We start from the raw sequence: 21256 nt of genomic DNA on the forward strand, positions 1-21256 counted from the left end.
GTGGCCTCGTATAATTTCAAATAGGTTATAACATAACGTTTGGCAAAGCCAAAAAATTGCTGAATATTTTACTCGTTCACGCCGCGCTGGCAATAATAAAGCGCTGGAAGCAAACCGCCGCCAGCGCTTTAGAGGAATAACATGAGGGGGGAGTATCAATAGCGCCAGGTAGCACCTAGCTGCTGAGGGGATACATGCAGCGCATATTCACCGGGAATCGTCATCGGCCCCAGCGAGAGATTGGCGGGTTGGAAGCGATTGATTGCGGAAGACGCCTGATTGGGCTGCGACCAAATTTGTAGCTCGTTGACCAGCATGCCGGTGGCAAAGTTGATCGCACCATCGCTTTCCCGGCCATCGGCGGCAATCACCGCGCCCGCCACGCCATTCACCACGAGCGAACTCACGCGGGCGCCCCAGCCGCGGCGCTCACGCTCCGCTTGGGCAAGCTGCAAGCCTAGCGCCTGTACGCCGCTTAAATCACCGCTGGCTTTCAAGCGCTCATACTCGGCCAGCGCCGCAGGGTGCGGCTGACGGTCGGTCAGCATGCCGCCCACGGCCAGCGCTGACTTCACCACGCCCACCCGCGCATCAAAGCGGTCATCGTCGTCGCTCGCCTCGCTGGACTGGTAAGCGTTTACCGCCAGGCTGGTAGCGTAAACGCCGGTCCAGCCCCACTGCCAAACGTTGGCATGGCGGGCACCATCCTCAAACACATCATCGTACTCACTCCACTGCCCGTTGGTTTGTGCCTGGGCTTGTAGAGAAACAGGCAGAGCAATCACCAGCGTAGTAACCAAGGCGGTGAGAAGACGAAAAGGATGCATAGTGAAGGGCCTTTAAAGGGGAGCGGTAGCGCTAAGCGTAGCACGCAAATCAAATGGGACGAGGGCGGATTGAAGTATGGCAAAGGGAGCTGTGGTTCGGAGTCACGAGCTGAGCTTCGCTGCTTAGCTATTCACATCCGCACAAAAAAGCCACCGCGTTGGGTGGCTGTGACTACTGAATTTCGATCAATGCTAGGCTTTAATCTTCTTGCGGCGGTGCTTCTAGAGCGCGTTTGTCATCGGGTACTCGGACGATATGGCCGACTTCCAGCTTGTTATGGCTTTGGTGGCGGCCGCCTTTGGTATCAATGATCGCGGCGACTTCGCCAATGCTGACCGCATCGTCTTCTCGGTAGGCTTCTACTTTGACGCGCACCATAACGCCTTGGTAGCGGGCGGAAATAATGTCGCCTGGGTCGGGTTGGCCGCTTTGATCCGGGTGTTTTTTAAAGTACTGCATAACACTGGCGTTGCCGGGTTCGTCCCATTCGATATGCTGATGCATCGCTGTCTTCCTTGTTTTAAAGAGTGCCGTGATGAGTATTGCTTCAGTGTAGTGCCTTCAACGGGGTTATGTATGCTCTTCATCCTCCGCCCTGTTCGTCTCGTCCTCTGGGCTATTTACTTGCCCTACGTATTGAAAGAGAAAGTTTAGCGCTGCCGGTAGGCTGGCGCGCCATACTTGCCATGTATGACCGCCGGGGTAGAGGTCGAGGCGCACATCGTTGGGCTGGATACGTTCCATGGCTTGGCGCAGGATGCGGGCGTGAAATTCAGCATCGTAAACGTCACTGCGCCCAGCGCTGATATACAGCGGCACGGGGGATAGGTCGGCCTCTTCCTCGGTACCGCGGGGCGTTACCTGTAGGCGATACTCTTCCATATGGGCGGTGTAGTTGAGGGACTCCCAAAGCTCGCGATCAAATTGCCCCTGCTCATTACGAAACGCCGGGTGGCGCCAGGCGGAGGAGTTGCGCGGTGGCAGGGGGGCGTAGCTTGCGGGGCTTAACGCAGCAACCGCGGCAAACAGCTCTGGCCGTTCCAGGGCAAAATTGAGCGCGCCGTAGCCACCGGCGGAGAGGCCTGCCACGCCACGCAGGCGGCGCTCTTGGCCCACGTGGTAGGCTTCTTCCACGTGGGGCATCAGGTCGTTAAAAAATGCGCTACGGGCGGGTTCGTTGTGGCCATCCACCCACCAGCTGCGGCTGCCGGGCATAATGAATACCGTCGGAGGAATATGCCCAGCGGCGATTAACCTATCTGCCACCTGCTGCAAATTGCCGCGAGAAACCCAGTCGCGGTCAGTACCAAAAGAGCCGTGCAGCATATATACGACCGGATATGCGTCTGTCGCTTGGTCGTCATAATGATCGGGTAAATAGACACTGTAGGGGTAGTCGTAACCGAGCGTGGGTGAGAAAAACTGATGGTGCTCGACTTCGCTGGCGAATGAGTGACCACTGAATGTCAGCCAGCCAATAAACGCGGTAAGTAGGGCGTGAAATCGGTATGAAAATAAAGGTGGCTTTGGGATGAACACGTTTCCTCCGGGAATTAAAACTGTTCAATGGGGTCGGACAGCGCGACGGCATTAGTTGTTCATCATAGCCTTACGAGAGAGCCCGTTAGCAAATCCATTCATCATCGCCATTCAGTGTGCCAAAGGTAGGAGTAGGTAACGGCGGGAGGCCCAATGCGGAAAATCGAAGAGATCTACTGGTTGCGTGCTTACGGCTGTATAGCCGTTTTTTTGTTTCATTTACTAGATCACGTTAATCAGCGCCTCGATAACGTTACCACCGATTTGATGCGCATACCGTTGGTCTTGGGTACGCCGATTTTCCTGTTTATTGCTGTCTTTGTGTTTGCCGTTCGCTACGACAAGGCCGTGCCGGAAGGTTTTCTAGCCCAGCGCGTTAAGTATGTGATGGTGCCGTACTTTGTATATGGCTTTATTTATTCAACGGCTGAATGGGTAAGGCTGCAGGCCTCAGATGAGCCGGTAGGGTTCGTGGCCAATACCATCGAGTATTATGTCTACGCGGGCTGGCATGGCTATTTTTTGATCATTGCGATGCAGTTTTATGTGGCTTATTGGTTGTTTACCCGCTGGCAGCTGTGGCGCTTGAACCCGGTGCCATGGCTGTGGGGCGCTTGTATGATCAGCATGGCGTATTGGGGCCTGGCTTACTGGTTTGACGTTGACCTGCCAGGTTACCTGCTGTGGGTTGCACCGCTGGGGTGGATCTATGTATTTTTCCTTGCCCTGGTGCTGGTGCGCTACTATGCGATAGCCCCAGAGAGCGTGTCGATGGCGCGGCCCGCCTGGATGCAGCAAATGGCCCGCCCGGTGTGGTTGGCGCTAATGGTGGCGCTGATTATCGCCGCGACCTTTGCAGGCTGGCTGGCGTTCTCCTCTAAAGAGGTGTGGGTGATTCCTTTCTTCGTGCTGTTCACGCTTTGCACCATGCGCTACTTGGCCGAGCGTCCTGCGCCTTTATGGGTGCGCCACATCAATGCGTATTCGTTTGGTATTTACTTGGCTCACCCCATGTTCTTTGTGCTGGCCGATCTGGCTGTCGAGCCTTTATCGCTGCCCATTGGCGTGTATGCGCTGGTGCTTATGGCGGTTGGTGTGGTGGGGTCGGTAGGGCTTAATAAGCTTGCCAATACCACGACGCTGGGCGCGATGCTGTTCGGCAAGCGATTGAAGGTAAGTTAGTAAGGGATGAGTTAGTAAAGGAAGTGGTAGAGGAGAGTGATTGAAAGCGTATTACGGGCGTGGCGTGAAAGCCGCATCGGATGCGTTAGGTAGCATGGGGACGTCTGGGTCATCTTCTTGGCGTAGCAGGTGCCCGTTGTAGTTCTTCAAGCGGGTGGGGCAGGCGTGTAAGCGCTGCAGAAAATCGTCAATCGCGCTGTCATCGTCCAGCTCAGGGTCAAACCCACCCAAACGCTCAAGCCAAGCTCGCCTAACGGCAATGTATGGCGGCAAAATTAAGGCGCTTGCCAATAAGCGCCGCAGGATACGTTCCGGCAGCGATGGCCGGGTGAGGCCGATAATTAAGGCGTCAAGAGTGTAAGTATTGAGCTGGGGATAGAGCGAACCCCAAAGGTTGGCAGGCAGCGGCTTTTTCTGCAGCGCAATGACGAGCCACTCTGCTTGGCTGGTAGATGCAGCTTTATTGAGGCGCGCGCCTAGCGGCCGCGCTGGGGTAATCAGCGAGTGAGTGTGGTAGCGCTGCTCTATAGCGCTCAGGCGCTCCTGTGCTTGAGTGGCCGTTACCAAAATGGGCAGCAAGTGGTCGGCAACACCAGATTCACGTATCGATTTTAAGTGGCGTGGCAACATCTCACCCGTCACCATGGCATCAACAATAAAGCAGACCGATCCCATTTGCCGACTCCGATTGTGAGCAAATCTATCAAATTGTAATTTATTGTAGTATCTGGTTTATTTGGGTAGCAAGTAAAAAAGCTTGTGAGCTAAAAAAGAGTACTCATTATATTTAATGCACTGTATTGGCGCATTAAACATTATTTTTGTTCTATTTTGGTGCGTTAAAGGTTTTTTAGGCGACTGCAGAAACCTAGTTTAGCCTTTATGCCTCATCAAGAGGCATCAGTGTTCACTTTTTATCCGCTATAAAACAATAGCTTGACGTTTTTTTATGCCATATTGGTGCAGAGTTGGCATGCTCTCTGCATTGTATTTGGCAGCGGCAAGCGGGCCGTAGGCATAAGCCTTGCGGCGTGCTAAAACGATAGCCGGTCTGAAATGCTCGCTAAGCGATTTGTTAATAAATGTCAGGCAAACGTTGAGTGAACAAGAATGACAAACGTGCGGTTTAGCGCGTATTTTGTCGAACAACACTTTTATCGGTAGCTTACTGTCGTTAGCTTTAAGCCACGCTCATACCGGAGGACACTATGTCAGCCAAGACTCTCGCGCTAATTGAAGAACACGATGTTAAATGGGTAGACCTGCGTTTCACCGACACTCGCGGTAAAGAACAGCACGTTACCGTGCCTGCTCGCGATGTGAACGAAGAATTCTTCGAGAATGGCCAAATGTTTGATGGCTCTTCTATTGAAGGTTGGAAGGGCATTAACGAATCCGACATGATTCTGAGCCCGGAAGATGGTACTGGTTACCTCGACCCCTTCACCGAAGATGCCACGCTGGTTCTGCGCTGCGACATCATCGAGCCGGCCACTATGCAGGGCTACGATCGTGATCCGCGCTCCATCGCCAAGCGCGCTGAAGCTTATCTAGAGTCTACTGGTCTGGGTGATACCGCATTTTTCGGTCCTGAGCCTGAGTTCTTTATCTTTGACGAAGTGCATTGGAAGTCTGACATTCAGGGCTCCATGTATAAAATCACTTCTGACGAAGGTGCGTGGGCGACCAATAATCAGGTAGAGGGCGGCAACTTAGGTCACCGTCCGCGCGTTAAAGGCGGCTACTTCCCGGTTCCCCCGGTGGATAGCTTCCACGATATCCGTGGGGCGATGTGTAACACCCTGGAAGCGATTGGCCAGACCGTCGAGGTTCACCACCACGAGGTTGCTAACGCGGGTCAGAACGAAATCGGCGTTAAATTCAACACGCTGGTGAAGAAAGCTGACGAAGTTCAGGAAATGAAGTACGTGATTCACAACGTAGCGCATGCTTACGGCAAAACGGCGACCTTCATGCCGAAGCCGCTGGTAGGCGATAACGGTTCGGGCATGCACGTACACCAGTCGTTCTGGAAAGATGGTCAAAACCAGTTTGCCGGTGACGAGTACGCTGGCCTGTCTGAAATGGCGCTTTTCTACATTGGCGGCATCATCAAGCACGCCCGTGCACTGAACGCCTTTACCAACGCTTCTACCAACTCGTACAAGCGTCTGGTACCAGGTTTTGAAGCGCCGGTTATGTTGGCTTACAGCGCCCGCAACCGTTCTGCTTCAATCCGTATTCCTTATACGGCCAGCCCGAAAGGCAAGCGCGTTGAAACTCGTTTCCCTGATCCGACCGCCAACCCTTACCTGGCATTCTCTGCCATGTTGATGGCTGGTATCGACGGTATCAAGAACAAGATCCACCCTGGCGATGCCATGGATAAAAACCTGTACGACCTGCCGCCAGAAGAAGGCAAGTCTGTACCGACCGTGGCGCACAGCCTGGATCAAGCACTGGAAGCCCTCGACGCTGACCGTGCGTTCTTGACCGAAGGTGGTGTGTTCACCGACGAAATGATCGATGCCTACATCGAACTCAAAATGGAAGAAGTGGAGCGTATTCGCATGACCACTCACCCCATCGAGTTTGATATGTACTACAGCTGCTAAACAGCGCTGTTAACGACTAGCTGCTACCATCACCCTGGCGGTGGCAGAGGTTGTTAAAAACGGTACTCAAACCCCGCTTCGGCGGGGTTTTTTCGTTACTGGGGCTGGGCAGCGTTGCAAGGGGTGCTATGAGTAAGATCAAAACATTAGCGGTGCGTGGCCTGCTGGCTGCGGTCTTGGGCGTAGCGCTTGCTGGCAGTGCAGCTACGGCGTTCGGGCAAACGGTTTATCGGGTGACCGATGAGCATGGCAACGTTACCTTCACCGATAACCCTGGCCGCGGTGGCAAAGCCTTGGAGTTGGCGCCGTTGCCAAGCCTGCCGCCTGCGTTAAGCGCCGCGCTCGCCAATCCTAGCGTCACCACACCTGCTGATGCACGACCGCGCGGCAAACCGGGGCAGCCCTTTATGCCCTACGACCACTTTTCGATCGCTCTGCCCCAGCAAGGCGCACAGGTGCAAGAGGGAATGACCGCGGTGGAGGTGGCTATTGCGCCACCGTTGCGCGACGACCACCAGGTGCGCCTGTTAGTGGATGGAGACATCAGCCAGACAGCGTTGCACAGCGACGTGTTTTGGCTAACGGGGCTTCCTCCAGGGCGTCACGAGCTTCAGGCAGAGCTGCTGGATAGCAGCCAGCGTTTACAGCACCGCACGGCAGCGGTGACGATTACGGTTCCTTAAAAGCGCTTTCATAACCGCGATTAGAAAAATCGCTACCAGAAAAAGCAGCCGACATATTCCCTTTCAAAAATCATGCGCACTAAAATGGTGCATTAGTGAGGGCGTTTGACGCAGTGAGTGCGCTAAAACGATTCACCCTCTTCCGTTGCGATGCCCGCAAGCCGTGCAAATGGGCATAGGCACATAGTTGGCGCGCTTTTTGCAGTTCCCTCATTGATCATCCACCTGTAGGTCTGTATCGGCGATGGAAGACGTGATTTTTCAGGACACCACTATGCATCAGCGTTTGCTTGAACATCTCACCACGGCGGTATTGCTGCTAGACGGCGAGCTGCGTGTGCGCTGGATGAACCCTGCCGCTGAAGCGTTGTTAGCGGTCAGCCTTAGCCGCGTTCAAGGGATCAGCCTGGATACGCTACTTGGCGGGGATGAAAGCATTGATGATGTATTAGCCAAGGCGCGGGATGCGTTTCACCCTTTTACCCAGCGTGAAGCGCGCATTACGCCGCTTAATAGTGAATCGCTCACCGTTGACTACACGGTGACGCCGTTATCCGACGATGAGCTTTTGCTGGAAGTAGAACCGCGGGACCGGCTGATGCAGATCTCCCGGGAAGAGGCGCTAACCACCCGCCAGGAGACCATCAAGGTACTTGCCCGCGGGCTTGCCCACGAAGTCAAAAACCCCCTGGGTGGCATCCGCGGAGCAGCACAGCTACTAGAGCGTGACCTCGATGACCCGGCGCTGCGCGAATATACCCATATCATTGTGGAAGAGGTGGATCGGCTGCGCGACCTGGTCGACTCCATGCTCGGCCCTAACCGCATTCTTAAACACGCGCCGGTCAATATTCACAAAGTGCTCGAGCGGGTGCGGGCGTTGCTGATTGCCGAGCACCCTTGCGTGTCGATTAGCCGTGATTACGACCCCAGCTTGCCCGACCTTTCCGGCGATGAGTCACAAATGATTCAGGCGGTGCTCAATGTGGCTCGCAACGCGGTGCAGGCCATGAGCGATGCGCAAACGCCGGAACCTTCCTTAATACTGCGCACCCGCGCCCGTCGCCAGTTCACCCTTGGCGCTGAACGCCACCGGCTGGTCAGTGAAGTCGCGGTCGTCGATAACGGCCCCGGCATTCCCATCGCGCTGCAGGAAACGCTGTTTTACCCCATGGTGTCGGGGCGCGCGGAAGGCAGCGGTCTTGGGCTCTCAATCGCCCAGTCGATCTTGCACCAGCATCAAGGCTTGATCGAATGCGACTCGCGCCCTGGACACACCGAATTTCGTTTACTGATTCCCATGGTTGTTAATTTAACCGGAGAAGCGTCATGACTGAGGCTGCACGTAATGATGTTGCGCGGGTGGTCATTGTCGATGATGACCGCGCTATCCGCTGGGTACTGGAACGCGCGTTGGCGCAACCCGACCTTGACGTTGAGTGTATTGAGCGTGCCGATATTGCCCTGACGCGCTTGTTGGAAAACCCACCCGACGTGTTGGTCACCGACATCCGCATGCCGGGTATCGACGGGCTGGATTTGATGGCGCGGGTGCGCGAAGCGCATCCCGACCTGCCGGTGATCGTGATGACCGCGCACTCCGACCTGGACAGCGCAGTGGCATCGTATCAGGGCGGGGCATTTGAATACCTGCCCAAGCCGTTTGACGTTGACGAGGCCCTGGCGCTGGTGCGCCGCGCCGTGGCCCACGCTCGGGAACGCCAGCGTCCGGTTACCGTGCCGGAAGGTTTAAACGCCGAAATTATCGGCGAAGCGCCTGCCATGCAGGAGGTGTTCCGCGCTATTGGTCGCCTCTCACATTCTCATATCACGGTGCTGATTAACGGCGAGTCGGGTACCGGCAAAGAGCGCGTTGCCCAGGCACTCCATCAGCATAGCCCGCGGGCGGGTAAGCCGTTTATCGCCCTCAATATGGCGGCGATTCCCCGCGATTTGATTGAGTCTGAGCTATTTGGTCACGAGAAGGGCGCGTTTACCGGGGCCGCCCAGCAGCGCCAAGGGCGGTTTGAGCAGGCCAACGGCGGTACGCTATTTTTAGACGAAATAGGCGATATGCCCGCTGAAACCCAAACGCGCTTGCTGCGCGTGCTGGCCGATGGGGAGTTCTATCGCGTTGGTGGGCATACGCCGGTCAAAGTGGACGTACGTATCATCGCGGCTACCCACCAAAATCTAGAAGTGTTGGTGGACGACGGTCGGTTTCGGGAGGATCTGTTTCACCGCTTGAACGTGATCCGTATCCACCTGCCCAAGCTTGCCGAGCGCCGCGAGGATATCCCGCGCTTAACGCGGCACTTTTTAGCCGAAGCGGCGAAGGAGCTAACGACCGATATCAAGGTACTGACCAGCGAAGCGGAAGCCCACCTAACGCGTTTGCCGTGGCCCGGTAACGTTCGACAGTTGGAAAATATCTGCCGCTGGCTCACCGTGATGGCGTCAGGGCGTGAAATTCTGGTTGAAGATCTACCGCCGGAGCTGCGTTCACCCAGCGCTTCCGAAAGTAGTGCCCACGGTGATTGGCGCACGGCGTTTCGCGACTGGGCGGACCATGCTCTGGCCGAAGGCCATACCCATCTGCTGGAAGAAGCGGTGCCCGATTTTGAGCGGATACTTATTGAGACAGCGCTAAAACATACCGGCGGGCGCAAAGGTGAAGCGGCCGAGCTGTTGGGCTGGGGGCGCAATACGCTCACGCGGAAACTGAAAACGCTGCTACCGGCACTCGCTGACGAGTAATCGTTACTCGTCAGCGAGTACATACACCGCATCGGCTAGGGTAGGGTCGGGCAGGGTGCAGTCGCTCATTTGCCAGGGCAGCAGGCTCACGGTGTCGTTAACACCCAAGGCATTGAGCTGATAGGCAACGCCTTCGTTATAGCTCACATGGCCTAGCCCCATTATCCCCACTGCCAGGGCGCCGCCCTGCGTGACTTCGGCCAAGCGCTGGGCCATGGCGGTATCCCAGTTGAGCTGTGCTTGAATAAAACGCTCAAGCGATTCGGGGTCATCGCCCATGGCGTGCTGATTAAACACTCCAGTGAGCCGTGAGCGATAACTGGCGCTGGCGGGCTGTGGCGGCGGGATCGCATGGCGTTCATCCGTGGGCACGTGCTCCCAGCCATCATTGACCAGCCGCTGGCGCAGGTCGGGGGCGATATTGAGCGCGACCAACGGAATATTTGCCATCCGGGCAAACTCTAAAATCGGCATATACAGCGCTGAATCAAATCCCCACGCCTCGTCCCACTGCGTTTGCTCAAGCATGGTGGCACTATCCAACTCATCGGCGACCCAGGCATCTAGGGTCGGCTGAGCACTGCGCGGCAGCATCTCCAAGCCAATGACCAGATTATCGCGAAGAGCATGCAGTCCCGCTAGGGTATGCAGCTGCCAGCGGTGGTGGGCTATTTCATCGTGCTGCTCACCCAGCAATACCACTTGTTGCTGGGCCGCAGTCGTCAGCAGCTCACTGTTAGTCAGTGGCTGCTCTTCCTGCCACCACTGCCCTGGGCTTGGGCAGGCCGCCAGCGTTACGCTGGGCAGCAGGCTAACCAGTGCTAAAGCCGCGAGTAAGCCATAGCGTTGTCTATTGCCGTTATTGTGTCGCTTCAATGCGCCTGATCTCAGCAAGTAACGCTTCTGCTTCTTCAGTAAGCGTGGCATTGGCGCGCATATCGCCATTGCGTGAAGCCTCCATGGCGGCTTGTAGTTTGCGCTCATACTCTTGCTGAAGCTTCTTTTTAGGGTCGCGCTTAAACATGCCTAACATGAGCAGTCTCCTCACTATCTACGTTATGGTGTACACCATTTGTATAGGTTTAGAGTGCTCGTGTCGAATGTTTGTTTCAGCTAGCTTTTTTAATCGTAGTGAGTAGGCGCAGCGCACTGACGTAAAAAGCGCTCAAAATCGCATAAAATAGTTTCCAGGCTCGCGTGCAGGCGATGATCATCGTCGACCATCCGCAGCGACAGGCGTTGTAGGCGGGCACGTTCAATCACCGGTTCAGGAGCCACCACATCGTCACGCCAGCCGTGAATGATGTGCGTGTGCTGTGCCTGGATAGTGAGTGAGGTTTGAGGGTAATCAGCTAAACCCAGCGCTGGGGCTAGCAGAAAGCAGCCCAATACCGGCTGTTGAGCGCTAACCGCCGCGCTTAGCCAGCCCCCCAAACTTGAGCCTGCCAACACACACTGGGCAGGGTCGTCACCGCGCTCGGCTAACACCCCCAGCAAGTGCTGAAGGCGCTGCTTTGGCTCTGCCATGCCCCGGTAATCCATAACAACGGGCTCACAGTCATCCAGCTTTTCAGCGACGCCTTTCAGCGCCTGGGTTTTCAGTGCGCCCGGTCCGCTCTCAAGGCCATGGGAGAGATAAACAGTCATCATAACGTTTAGCTCGCTGCGCGCTGGATAGCTTCGCCACCCTGTTGTAGGTCTTCTCCAGCACCACGAACGGTATTACAGCCACTCACGAGCAGCAGCGTCACCATCATTACGATGCTAAGGGCGATAATGCGTTTCATAGAAACCTCCTTAAAGGCATGTGATTCAAAGGCAGTTAATAGATAGAAAATAACCGCTGTCGTGACGGATCGCTACGGTTTTCAATGCGTTTGGACATAAAGGGCTTAACAGTGTGCCCCAAACCCGGGTGCTTATGTCGCATGTGTCACTTCTATACATGAAAAAGAGGGTTGAAAGTGGTTTTCTTATCAAATGTTGTTTTTTAAGGCATTGTTTATTAATGGAATTTGTAGTTATTGGCATGGGTTGGCTCATTGCCTGCAGGTACTGTATGTGTGCTAGTCAGTTAGCTAAAAATTCAGTTACTTAGTTTTAGCCATTTTGAGATTTTTCACCAGTAACTGAGTGAGTGGGCTAACAGCAAAAAGGAAGGCAGGAAGCCGAAAGACGAACAGGATGTTAAAGGACACTTAGCTCACTCACTGGTTGCAGCGCAAGGAGGCGCTGTTCATCAAACAAAGGAGTGGACTGATGCGAAACAGCCATCCCATGAAAATGGGGTGGTTTTTTTGCGTGCGTAATTTACTATAAGTAATTGATTTTCATTTTCTTTTATAGAGCCCCTTGTTGTACGCCACTAGCACGGAGTGTTACCGCACAGATTAATGCGTTGTTTTGGTCTATCCTTCGATGAAATCAAAATGCAGCGGTTAGAAAACGTCAACGTAACGACCGCGCACCATCAGGGACAAGATTATGGCTATGGCATTGATGTTATGCATGTTTGTTTTGTTCTTAGGGTTTTCAGGACTGGGCGTGTATATGATGTTTAAGACATCATTCATGGCTAGAATTGATGAGCGTGATGATATGCCCCCCGACGTCTAACTATTTGTTGTGAAAGAAAAACAGTAACGCCCGCCGATGCGGGCGTTACTGTTTTTGGGCACAGCTTCTTGGTTGCGTTAACTCTTCCAGCGGCCCTTACCGTGATCTGGCACCATGCGTCCGAAATAGAGCAAACCAAACGCGAGCCATCCTACGGTTAATAAGGCGGCAAAAATCAGTACGGCCAAGGCGCCAAATTCGGCAATCAGGGGTAAGGCGGCGGCTGTAAACAGCCCACCACCCACAATCGGTTCAAACATAAGCTGTTTATAACCAAAGCTTTCTAGCGCGCCAGATTCATTTTTGGGGTCTGCCATGCGCATCAACAGTAAGCCGGTAACGGTGACCCCCATTGATTGGCCAAAATCACCCACCCCACGTTCAAACCAGTTTTCCGGAATCACTCGGGGAGCTATAACGATTAGCACAAACAGTCCCCAGGCAATCCCCGCCACAGCGAGCATCAAGAAGGGTAGGAAGTACTCGCCTAAGGTGGTCAGCGAAAGGGTGGCGAGTGCGGCCACGATAGTAAAGTCCAGCGCGGTGCCTGCAATGCGAGACATGGTGCGGCTAGACACATGGCGTTGTAACCCAAACCGCATCACCACTAGTTGAACGATGACCCCACCGATCATAGCGATAGGGAATAGAGGGACGTGAGCAAGAATTTCTAAGCCGCCATCGCGTGCCCAGGTGACTTGCTCAATCCATTGCAAGCCCGACAGAATTAGCCAACCGATCACAGTGGCGATGCCCACTAAGCCAATATGTAGGCTGAGAGGGTCAGTCGTCCCCGACTCTTGCACGAGATCTTTTTTAAACTCGCTGAACTCTTCAGTGGAGGGTCGTTCGTCTTCACGCATCAGCTCGTCTGGATCATCAGAGTGCTGGCTCTCATCATTGAGTTGGATGATCCCACGGCGCGCGGCAATATTGATTAGCACAGTACCGATTAACACCCCCGCGACAATACCCACCGTTGCCAGGCCCAAGGCAAGATCCGCACCCTCTTCAAAACCTAGCTCTTCAAAGGTGTCTGCCATGCCAGCTGCGGTGCCATGGCCGCCTTCAAAGCCGATTTCGATTAACGCACCCACCATGGGGTTCATGTTAAATACCGGCACCAACACCAGCAGCGCCAAGCTCAAGCCGACAACATATTGGCCCCACGCCATTGTTTGGCCAACCACAACTTGCGGCCCAGCGCGCAACCAAATTGTGCGTAAACCGGGGATCGCTTTACCAATAAACAATGCCGCAAAGACAACATTAATCAGCAGCCCCGGCAGCGCTGCCCAACTCTCTTGCACATAGGCAGGAAACAGCCCAGGGCTCTCTTCGAAAAAGGTGGGAAGGGCTCGGCCCAACACGTCAGGGCCCATCAGTAAGAGTAGTAAGCCACCAATGACCGAGCTAGGGAGGAACAGTCGTCTTAGCCAGGGAAGCCACAGCCGTAGGGCATTGCTGGCTAAGAGGACTAACGCAATAGCGACGAGCGCTATAAATAATTCACCAACCGTCATGGTCATCTCATCACTCCTTGATGCAGGCGCACCGCTATGTATGACTAGCGGGCGCATTCAAAAAGACAGGGCCAGATTAACCATAGCGTTTAGTGACTATTTTCGCGAAAACAGTGGGTTTATCCCATCCAATAGAGGCTGGCCAAGGCAAAAGCGTAGCCCATCGCGGCTCCAGCCAGTACATCGCTTATATAGTGCAGCCCTAACCCTACCCGCGAGATCGCTATCAGTAGCGTTAATGGCAACACCACCGGCAGCAGCCAGGGCGTGTGGGCGGCGACTAAGACACTAAACATCACCGCGTGCATGGTGTGGCCGCTGGGAAAACTATAACGGTCGCGAGCCGGTTCGCAGCACTCAATGCCTCCACCGTAAGTAATAAACGGCCGTTCACGGCATAAGCGTGTTTTCACTAGCCGATAAACCGCCACGGCAAATAGGGCGATGACACTGTACTGAAATACCCGCCAAGCGCCATTGGGTTGAAGCCAGGGCTGGGCCAGAATCAGCAGTACCCAAACAGGCCAATCGCCTAAGCGGCTGGCGGCCTGAAGGGTGATTCGCCAGGGGCGGTAGATCGATAGCCGCGATACACGCTGGCAGAGTTGCCACTCCAACAGGTCAAGACGGTCGAATACGACAAGCGGACGCGGGCGCATGATGAGCCTCCTGGGCTTGGTGTAGGTAGCGCAAAAATTGCTCGGCAATACCCGTCCAGCTCTGTTCAAGCGCACGTAAACGCGCCACTCGACCTAAACGAGCGTAGTCAGCGGGGTGTTGGCATAGCTCCACCGCTGCCTGTTGAAAAGCGTCACTATTGCCAGCGGGAACGGTGACACCGTTATGGCCGCTATTAATAAGTTCGGCGCTGGCCGCGTGATCGTAGGCCACCACGGCTAAGCCGCTGGCCATGGCTTCCGCTACTACATTGCCCCAGGTTTCGGAAAGCGAGGGGAAAATAAACAGGTCGGCGCTGGCATAGTGGCGAGCGAGCGAATCCTGCCCCACGAAACCGGTGAAATGGGCATCGGGCAGCGCCTTTTCCAGCTGCGCCCGTGCGGGTCCATCGCCGACGATCACCTGGGCGATATCGGGGCGCACCTCACGCATGGCTTGAAAGCTTTCATGGAGCAAGGTGAGGTTTTTTTCTGCGGCTAATCGGCCAACGTATAGGGCCACCGGCTGATGCTCGCTAACCCCCCAGCGCTGGCGTAATTCAGCATCGCGATGGTTGGGTGAGAAGCGCTCGCCATCCAGCCCGCGTGACAGCACATGGACATCCCGAATTCCTTGGTGCTGCAGCGCTTTAGCCTGCTGATGGGTAGGCACTAACGTCAGGTCACAGCCGTTATGGAAGTAGCGCAGGTAGCGTCGTGTAGTCGAGGCCAGCCAATTGACGCCATAATCTTCACAGTAGTGGTCAAAGTTGGTGTGCCAGCCAGCTACCAGGGGAATATTGAGTTGCCGCGCTGCTTGGCGTGCCGCCCAGCCGAGGGGGCCTTGGGTCGCTAAGTAGATAACGTCGGGGCGATGTTGGCGCCAAAAGCGTCGTAGCGTAGCGGGCCTAACCAGCCCTACCTGCACATCTGAGTAACCGGGTAAGGCAAGGCGCTGTACCTGTAATTCGCGGTTAATGCCGGTCGCATTACCCGCGACCCGTGGGCGAGGACGGATCACATCAACCGGCACTCCTTGCCGGTTAAGTTCATAGCTTAACCGGCTAAGCGTATGGGCAACGCCATTAATGTCCGGTGACCATGTTTCACTAACGATGCAGAGCCGCATGAGCGATTCATCCCTTTATCACGTTTTCATACAGTGTGGGAGGGAAGAGTGACACTGCCGCGTCAAACAGGTGAAGAAGTGATGACACGCTTAGAAAATTTAGGCAATAAAGGGCAATAACAGTTAATTTAAATAACAGTTAAATATTAATGTTGGATGCCTACTAACTACGATGGCTTCTAAGGTATTAATTGTATGGATTCAGGGGATGTTTCGGTGGTGCCAGACTCAGAAGGCAATAATGTGCGGCGAAAATAATGCGCTGGTCTCGAACTCATAGCATCCTCCGATAGGCTCTCTTTACTGCTAAGGTGTTTGAACACCGATATGAAAGGAGTCATTTAAATGCGTTTTCATCGCTACGGCATGGCGCTAGGGACAGCGTTGTTCGCCACCATTCCCCCCGCCTTGGCTGATAACTTCACCCTGACGCTGTTTCACACCAATGACCTGCACGGGCGTACTGATCAGTACCCCTATTTGATCACCACGCTGAATGAGGCGCGGGAAACCTATGGCGAAGGACTCTTGCTAGAAGCAGGCGATATCTTCTCGGGCACGCTCTACTTCACGGAATTCCAAGGCCAGGATGCGTTGGAGTTTATGAATTTAATGGGGTACGACGCCTTTGTGCCGGGCAACCATGAGTTCGATTTAGGTGACCCGCAGCAAGGCCACCAGGCGCTAGCGGCGTTTTTCGCAGGCGCCGAGTTCCCTATCTTAGGCGCCAATCTGGACTTTTCAGCAGGTCCAGAGTTTGCTGACATGCTGGGTGATTCAGTCAGCGCTGACCCGCAGGCGGGGAGGCTTTATGACGGCATTATCGTTGAGCATAACGGCGAGCCAATCGGCATCTTTGGGTTAACCACCCAGGACAGCGAGACGATCTCCAGCCCTGGCCACATCACTATTAGCGATTATCGCCAAGCGGCCCAGGCGATGGTGGCAAGCTTTGAAGAGCAGGGCGTTAACAAGATTATTGCCCTGACTCACCTTGGCTACGACAGCGACCCCAGCGTAGGCAATGACCTGCTGCTGGCAGAGCATGTAGAAGGCATCGATATTATTATTGGCGGCCACAGCCATAGCCAAATTTCGCCCCCCAGGCTGCTTAGTGAGAGCCGGGCAGGTGAGGAACTTCCATCGCCGACGGTGATTGGTCAGGCAGGTGAGTATGGCCAGCACCTTGGCGTGATGCAGGTCACCTTCGATGAGGACGGCGTGGTGGTGGAGGCCAGCGGTGAACTGCTCTCTGCCGACGATCGCGAAGCGGATGCTGATGCCGCCAAGCGGCTTGAACCCTACACCGCTGAGATCGAAACACTGCGGGATACCCAGGTCGGTGCCAAGGTGATCTCCGCGCTGCCTAACCCGCGCCACGGAAGCGGCGATGAAAAGAGCGTGCGTGCCAATGAAACCGCACTGGGTAATTTAATCGCCGATGCCCAGCTGCATGCCGCGCAGGAAGTGGCTCCCGATACGCTAATGGCGATCCAAAATAGCGGCGGTATCCGTGAAGCGATTGAGAAAGGCGATGTGACTGTGGGGGATCTGATCGCCGTGCAGCCGTTTGGTAATCGCCTGACGCTGCTTGACCTCACCGGCGAAGAGCTGCTGGAAACTTTTGAGATCGCCCTTGCCAATGCTCCCGGCGAGGACGGCGGTTTTCTGCAGGTGTCAGCAGGCGTTGAGTTGGTGTACGACAGCAGCGAGCCGATAGGCGAGCGGGTGGTTAGCCTAAGCGTTGCCCAGGAAGGCGCGATGCAGGCGATTGACCCAGAACGTACTTACACCATCGCCACCAATAACTTTACTGCCGCTGGCGGCGACGGTCATACGGTACTCGGCGCTGCCTACGAAGATGGCCGCAATACCATCGTCGGCAGTACGGACTGGGAAATGCTGCGCGACTATATGGTGGAACGAGAAGAGGTGTTCTATCAGGTTGAAGGGCGGATGACTGATGTGGCCCAGCAGGATTGAGAGAGCGTACTGGGCCACAGGTAACGTCTGTTTAGCGTTTTGATGTGCAGCTACTCATCAATGATGCTTTTAAAGCCGCCAAAGATGAGCCGCTTGCCATCAAACGGCATCGGATTAACGTCCATCTGCAAGCGCGGGTCTTGCATGACTTTGGGCATTGCCTCATCACGCACGGCGCGGGATGGCCACTCAATCCAGGAAAAGATGACACTTTCGTCGTTCTTGCGCTTCACCGCCATGGGGAAGGAGGTCACTTCCCCTTCGGGTACATCGTCACCCCAGCACTCCACGACCCGCAGTGCGCCGTGCTCCTTGAAAACAATGGCCGCGGCACGGGCATGATCAATAAACTCAGATTTATTAGCGGTTGGCACGGCAGCGACGAAACCATCCACATAAGGGTGGGCAAGCTTGCTCATGGCTGTTCTCCTATTACTGTTTTATTCTGCTTTAGGGGGGAGTTCTCGAACGGGGCGTACTTCAATACTGCCCAGCCGGGCTGGTGGGATGCGGCTAGCCAGCTGCAGCGCCTCATTCAAGTCGTGGGCTTCGAGCAGATAGAAACCCGCCAGTTGTTCCTTGGTTTCCGCAAAGGGGCCATCGGAGATTAACGTCTCGCCATCACGCACGCGCACGGTGGTGGCGGTCTCAGTCGGTTGTAACGGCTGGCCAGCCAGGTAGTGGCCGCTGGCGCTCAGGCGCTCAACCCCAGCAATGCACTCCTGGTTGAGGTCTTGCCACGCCTGTTCGCTCATGGCGTTGATAATCTGCTCTTGGTAATACACCAGCGCAACGTACTTCATGCGGGGTCTCCTTCAGTGGCCATGGGGCAGTTGTCTGACGCAACGTTTACCATCCAGTGAATGCCGAAGCGATCGGTAGCCATGCCGAATCCTGGTGACCAAAAGGTAGCCTCAAACGGCATGGTGATCTTTCCACCCTCCGATAGCTGGGCAAAGGTTCGTGCGGCCTGTTCGATATCCTGATACTCCAACTGAACTTCTACACCTTGCGGCGGTGTATAGGTGTCAGCCGCCATATCGGCACCCATTAAGCGGCGGCCCCGTAGGTTCAGCGAGGCATGGATGATGCGGTCATGGAGTTCCGATGGTGAGTGTTCAGCAGCTGGCGTTTCAGCATAGGTCAACAGGCACTCCAACTGGCCGCCGGTAACGTCGGCATAGAACTGCATGGCTTCCCGACAGGTGCCTGGAAAAGCGACATGCACATTCATGGCATCCGGTATGCGGGTATCTTCGTGGGGGCTAGTCATTGAGAGTCTCCTGGGTGGTCAGGGTAGTTACTCTCTTTAGTCGTTTGTCATCGTCTTGAATCGACACAGCCTTACATTTTTTTATGAAGAGTGTTCTAGCTCAGCCAGTCGCCTGTGCAAAAAGCGCTTTTCCGGATCCAGGGTGGCCAATTGCAGCGCCTGTTGATAGGCACTGCGCGCTGCCTCGTGTTGACCTTGGCGGCGCAGTAAATCCGCTTTAGCGGCATGAAATAGATGATAGCGACTGATTTGCGGGTGATGAGCGATGTCGTCGAGTAACTTCAAGCCAGTATCAGGCGCACCATTCATGGCAATGGCGACCGCCCGATTCAGAGCCAGGATTGGCGATGGAAAGCGTCGGCAAAGGGCATCGTAGAGCCTAACGATACGCCCCCAATCGGTCTGCTCTGCGCGGCTAGCCTGGGCGTGTACGGCGGCAATCGAAGCTTGAAGGGTGTAGTACCCGGTGGGGGTGAGCGCCAGCGCCTGTTCCAGCCATGCTATGCCGACCTGGATATCCTCTTGGCGCCATAGGCGCCTGTCCTGAGCATCCAGGGTCACCAGTTCCCCATCGCTATCCTGGCGTGCTTCCCGGCGGGCATCATTAAGCAACATCAACGCCATCAGCCCAAACACTTCACCCTGGGGCAGTAGCCGTGCCAGCTCCTTCCCTAGTCGCATGGCTTCTTGGGTTAGGCTGATATCGACCACGCTGGCTCCCGTGCTACGTGAGTAGCCTTCATTGAAAACCAGGTAGATCAACTTGAGCACGTCGGGTAGGCGCTCGGGTAGTTCTGCCTGGGTAGGGACAACATAAGGGATATGTGCATCGCGAATCTTGCGTTTGGCTCGCACGATACGCTGTGCCAGCGTCGTAGGCTTCATCAGCAGCGCGCTGGCTACCTGTTCGGTGGTCAAACCGCACATCTCGCGAAGGGTAAGGGCGATCCGTGCTTCCATGCTCAAACTTGGGTGGCAGCAGGTGAACAGTAGCCGCAAGGCGTCGTCTTCAATGGTGGTGGGCTCAAGATCCAGCGCCTCTTCTGCAGGTAACAGCTCTGTAGGTAATAGCAAGTGAGCCCGACGGCGAGCAGTACTGCGTTGGCGGATTTGGTCTATTCCGCAGTGGTAGCCGGTGCGAATTAGCCATGCCGTGGGGTTGTCAGGTTTGCCGTTAACCGGCCACTGTTGAACAGCCGCCACAAAGGCATCCTGCATGGCTTCTTCGGCCAGCTCAAAATCCCCCAGCAGGCGTATCAGCGTCGCCTGCACGCGCCGGGAGTGCTCACGATACAGATCATCGACGTATGCAGGTTCAGTACTCATCAAGGGAAGTCCGTAAGCTTTATCTCAAACGTAGCGCATGGTTTCTCCGTTGACTTGTTTTTTATTGTCTTGCTTTAGGGGGTGGACATTCAATCTCCTGTACGTTTTCCCGTGGCGCTATTGAAAGGATGCAAGGCGTCGCGGGTCACAAAAAATCGCAGGGTTTCGCCTTCGGCGACTGGCGGTTGACCCGATACGCGGATCACCGTGGGTTGGTCGCTATTGGCGAGGGTCACGTACAGGTGGCTTTCGGCACCGGCGGCTTCAAACAGCGCCAGCGTTGAGTCGACAATTAAGTGAGGCGCGGCAGGCGGCGCTAGATGCATATCATCCGGGCGAATGCCGACGGTATCGGTGCCTTCGGGCAGGCTATCCAGCAGCCCGTTGGCACCCTGGGCTTCCAGGTAATCCACCGGCAGCATGTTCATGGCGGGGGAGCCGATAAACCCGGCGACAAACATGCTGGCGGGTTGGGCATAGATCTCCATGGGCGTACCCACTTGCTCAATCTGTCCGGCGTTAAGCACGACTAAGCGATCACCCAAGGTCATGGCTTCTAGCTGGTCGTGGGTTACGTAAAGGCTGGTGGTTTTCAGGCGCCGCTGCAGCTGTTTGATCTCCACCCGCATCTGCACCCGCAGCTTGGCATCTAGGTTGGAGAGCGGCTCGTCGAATAAAAACGCTGCCGGTTCGCGCACCAGAGCGCGGCCCATCGCTACCCGCTGGCGCTGACCGCCAGAGAGCTTGCGAGGTTTGCGCTCTAGAAAGTCTTCAATCTCGAGCATTTTGGCGGCAATGCGCACGCGCTTTTCAATCTCGTCTTTTTTAAACCCGCGGTTCTTGAGGCCGTAAGCAAGGTTGTTGTACACCGTCATATGCGGGTAGAGCGCATAGTTCTGAAACACCATGGCGATATCACGCTCGGCGGGTTCTAGCTTATTGACCACCCGTTCACCGATTTTTAGCGTGCCTTCGGTAATGGTTTCCAACCCCGCCACCATGCGCAGCAGGGTAGATTTTCCGCAGCCGGAAGGCCCGACCAGCACCACAAATTCGCCATCTTCAATCTGTAAGTCGATACCTTTGACGGCGTGAACATCGCCGCTATAGGTTTTCTTTAGCCCTTCCAAGGTAATGCTGGCCATC

The 21256-nt window shown here is 55.2% G+C and carries 22 protein-coding genes; 6 read left to right on the forward strand and 16 right to left on the reverse strand.

The features are described from left to right. Window positions 1–155 precede the first annotated feature (155 nt). From QHL1GM_RS14070 to QHL1GM_RS14080, 3 genes are all read right to left on the reverse strand, one after another. A complete protein-coding gene (locus QHL1GM_RS14070) occupies window positions 156–827 on the reverse strand; it encodes a hypothetical protein (protein ID WP_071695023.1) in 672 nt (223 codons plus the stop codon). 199 nt (window positions 828–1026) lie between these two features. Continuing rightward, window positions 1027–1332, reverse strand: a complete 306-nt coding sequence (locus tag QHL1GM_RS14075) for a hypothetical protein (RefSeq protein ID WP_071695024.1) — start codon at window positions 1330–1332, stop codon at window positions 1027–1029. A 66-nt stretch (window positions 1333–1398) separates the two neighbouring features. Continuing rightward, the gene (locus tag QHL1GM_RS14080) at window positions 1399–2367 is read right to left on the reverse strand and encodes an esterase family protein (protein ID WP_071695025.1); all 969 of its coding nucleotides are present in this window, start codon (window positions 2365–2367) and stop codon (window positions 1399–1401) included. 153 nt (window positions 2368–2520) lie between these two features. Here QHL1GM_RS14080 and QHL1GM_RS14085 point away from each other — a divergent pair, with 153 nt between their 5' ends. Further along, window positions 2521–3549: an acyltransferase family protein gene (locus QHL1GM_RS14085; protein WP_071695026.1), complete on the forward strand. Its 1029-nt coding sequence runs from the start codon at window positions 2521–2523 to the stop codon at window positions 3547–3549. 51 nt (window positions 3550–3600) lie between these two features. Here QHL1GM_RS14085 and QHL1GM_RS14090 read toward each other — a convergent pair whose 3' ends face one another. Beyond that, window positions 3601–4224 (reverse strand): hypothetical protein, encoded by a 624-nt coding sequence (locus QHL1GM_RS14090; protein ID WP_071695027.1) that lies wholly within the window; start codon window positions 4222–4224, stop codon window positions 3601–3603. A 533-nt stretch (window positions 4225–4757) separates the two neighbouring features. Here QHL1GM_RS14090 and glnA point away from each other — a divergent pair. From glnA to ntrC, 4 genes are all read left to right on the forward strand, one after another. Next, window positions 4758–6164, forward strand: a complete 1407-nt coding sequence (glnA, locus tag QHL1GM_RS14095; RefSeq protein ID WP_007111930.1) for a glutamate--ammonia ligase — start codon at window positions 4758–4760, stop codon at window positions 6162–6164. A 128-nt stretch (window positions 6165–6292) separates the two neighbouring features. After that, a complete protein-coding gene (locus QHL1GM_RS14100) occupies window positions 6293–6847 on the forward strand; it encodes a DUF4124 domain-containing protein (RefSeq protein ID WP_071695028.1) in 555 nt (184 codons plus the stop codon). 274 nt (window positions 6848–7121) lie between these two features. Next, entirely contained in the window at window positions 7122–8180 is a 1059-nt protein-coding gene (gene glnL / locus QHL1GM_RS14105) for a nitrogen regulation protein NR(II) (RefSeq protein WP_071696008.1), read from the forward strand. Continuing rightward, entirely contained in the window at window positions 8177–9604 is a 1428-nt protein-coding gene (ntrC, locus tag QHL1GM_RS14110; RefSeq protein ID WP_071695029.1) for a nitrogen regulation protein NR(I), read from the forward strand. Before glnL ends, ntrC begins: the two co-directional genes overlap by 4 nt. Before the next feature lie 3 nt (window positions 9605–9607). Here ntrC and QHL1GM_RS14115 read toward each other — a convergent pair whose 3' ends face one another. The 7 genes from QHL1GM_RS14115 to QHL1GM_RS14140 form a co-directional block, all read right to left on the reverse strand. Next, window positions 9608–10480, reverse strand: a complete 873-nt coding sequence (locus QHL1GM_RS14115; RefSeq protein ID WP_071695030.1) for a ChaN family lipoprotein — start codon at window positions 10478–10480, stop codon at window positions 9608–9610. Beyond that, window positions 10464–10637: a DUF6435 family protein gene (locus QHL1GM_RS19240; RefSeq protein ID WP_007111925.1), complete on the reverse strand. Its 174-nt coding sequence runs from the start codon at window positions 10635–10637 to the stop codon at window positions 10464–10466. The genes QHL1GM_RS14115 and QHL1GM_RS19240 overlap by 17 nt, the downstream gene beginning before the upstream one ends. Before the next feature lie 89 nt (window positions 10638–10726). Then, window positions 10727–11254, reverse strand: a complete 528-nt coding sequence (locus QHL1GM_RS14120) for a YqiA/YcfP family alpha/beta fold hydrolase (protein ID WP_083571035.1) — start codon at window positions 11252–11254, stop codon at window positions 10727–10729. A gap of 5 nt (window positions 11255–11259) precedes the next feature. Next, the gene (locus tag QHL1GM_RS14125) at window positions 11260–11391 is read right to left on the reverse strand and encodes an entericidin A/B family lipoprotein (protein ID WP_071695031.1); all 132 of its coding nucleotides are present in this window, start codon (window positions 11389–11391) and stop codon (window positions 11260–11262) included. Window positions 11392–12297: 906 nt separating this feature from the next. Next, entirely contained in the window at window positions 12298–13749 is a 1452-nt protein-coding gene (locus QHL1GM_RS14130; RefSeq protein ID WP_071695032.1) for a sodium/glutamate symporter, read from the reverse strand. Between the two features lie 113 nt (window positions 13750–13862). Further along, window positions 13863–14402 carry a phosphatase PAP2 family protein gene (locus QHL1GM_RS14135; RefSeq protein WP_071695033.1) on the reverse strand — a complete coding sequence of 180 codons (540 nt, stop codon included), beginning with the start codon at window positions 14400–14402 and terminating at the stop codon, window positions 13863–13865. After that, complete coding sequence (locus QHL1GM_RS14140) at window positions 14365–15528, reverse strand: glycosyltransferase family 1 protein (RefSeq protein WP_071695034.1); 1164 nt, start codon at window positions 15526–15528, stop codon at window positions 14365–14367. Before QHL1GM_RS14140 ends, QHL1GM_RS14135 begins: the two co-directional genes overlap by 38 nt. Before the next feature lie 345 nt (window positions 15529–15873). Between QHL1GM_RS14140 and QHL1GM_RS14145 the strand changes: the two genes are divergently transcribed. After that, the gene (locus tag QHL1GM_RS14145) at window positions 15874–17511 is read left to right on the forward strand and encodes a bifunctional UDP-sugar hydrolase/5'-nucleotidase (RefSeq protein ID WP_071695035.1); all 1638 of its coding nucleotides are present in this window, start codon (window positions 15874–15876) and stop codon (window positions 17509–17511) included. Window positions 17512–17561: 50 nt separating this feature from the next. On the opposite strand, the gene QHL1GM_RS14150 is transcribed toward QHL1GM_RS14145, so the two are convergent. From QHL1GM_RS14150 to QHL1GM_RS14170, 5 genes are all read right to left on the reverse strand, one after another. Then, the gene (locus QHL1GM_RS14150) at window positions 17562–17930 is read right to left on the reverse strand and encodes a DUF1428 domain-containing protein (protein ID WP_071695036.1); all 369 of its coding nucleotides are present in this window, start codon (window positions 17928–17930) and stop codon (window positions 17562–17564) included. 21 nt (window positions 17931–17951) lie between these two features. After that, complete coding sequence (locus tag QHL1GM_RS14155) at window positions 17952–18314, reverse strand: YciI family protein (RefSeq protein ID WP_071695037.1); 363 nt, start codon at window positions 18312–18314, stop codon at window positions 17952–17954. Continuing rightward, window positions 18311–18784 (reverse strand): VOC family protein, encoded by a 474-nt coding sequence (locus QHL1GM_RS14160; protein WP_254795319.1) that lies wholly within the window; start codon window positions 18782–18784, stop codon window positions 18311–18313. Before QHL1GM_RS14160 ends, QHL1GM_RS14155 begins: the two co-directional genes overlap by 4 nt. A gap of 81 nt (window positions 18785–18865) precedes the next feature. After that, a complete protein-coding gene (locus QHL1GM_RS14165) occupies window positions 18866–20110 on the reverse strand; it encodes an RNA polymerase sigma factor (RefSeq protein ID WP_071695038.1) in 1245 nt (414 codons plus the stop codon). Window positions 20111–20199: 89 nt separating this feature from the next. Further along, a complete protein-coding gene (locus tag QHL1GM_RS14170; RefSeq protein WP_071695039.1) occupies window positions 20200–21255 on the reverse strand; it encodes a sn-glycerol-3-phosphate import ATP-binding protein UgpC in 1056 nt (351 codons plus the stop codon). Window position 21256: the final 1 nt, after the last annotated feature.

It is taken from the genome of Halomonas sp. QHL1 (assembly GCF_001882345.1).
Lineage (GTDB): Bacteria > Pseudomonadota > Gammaproteobacteria > Pseudomonadales > Halomonadaceae > Vreelandella.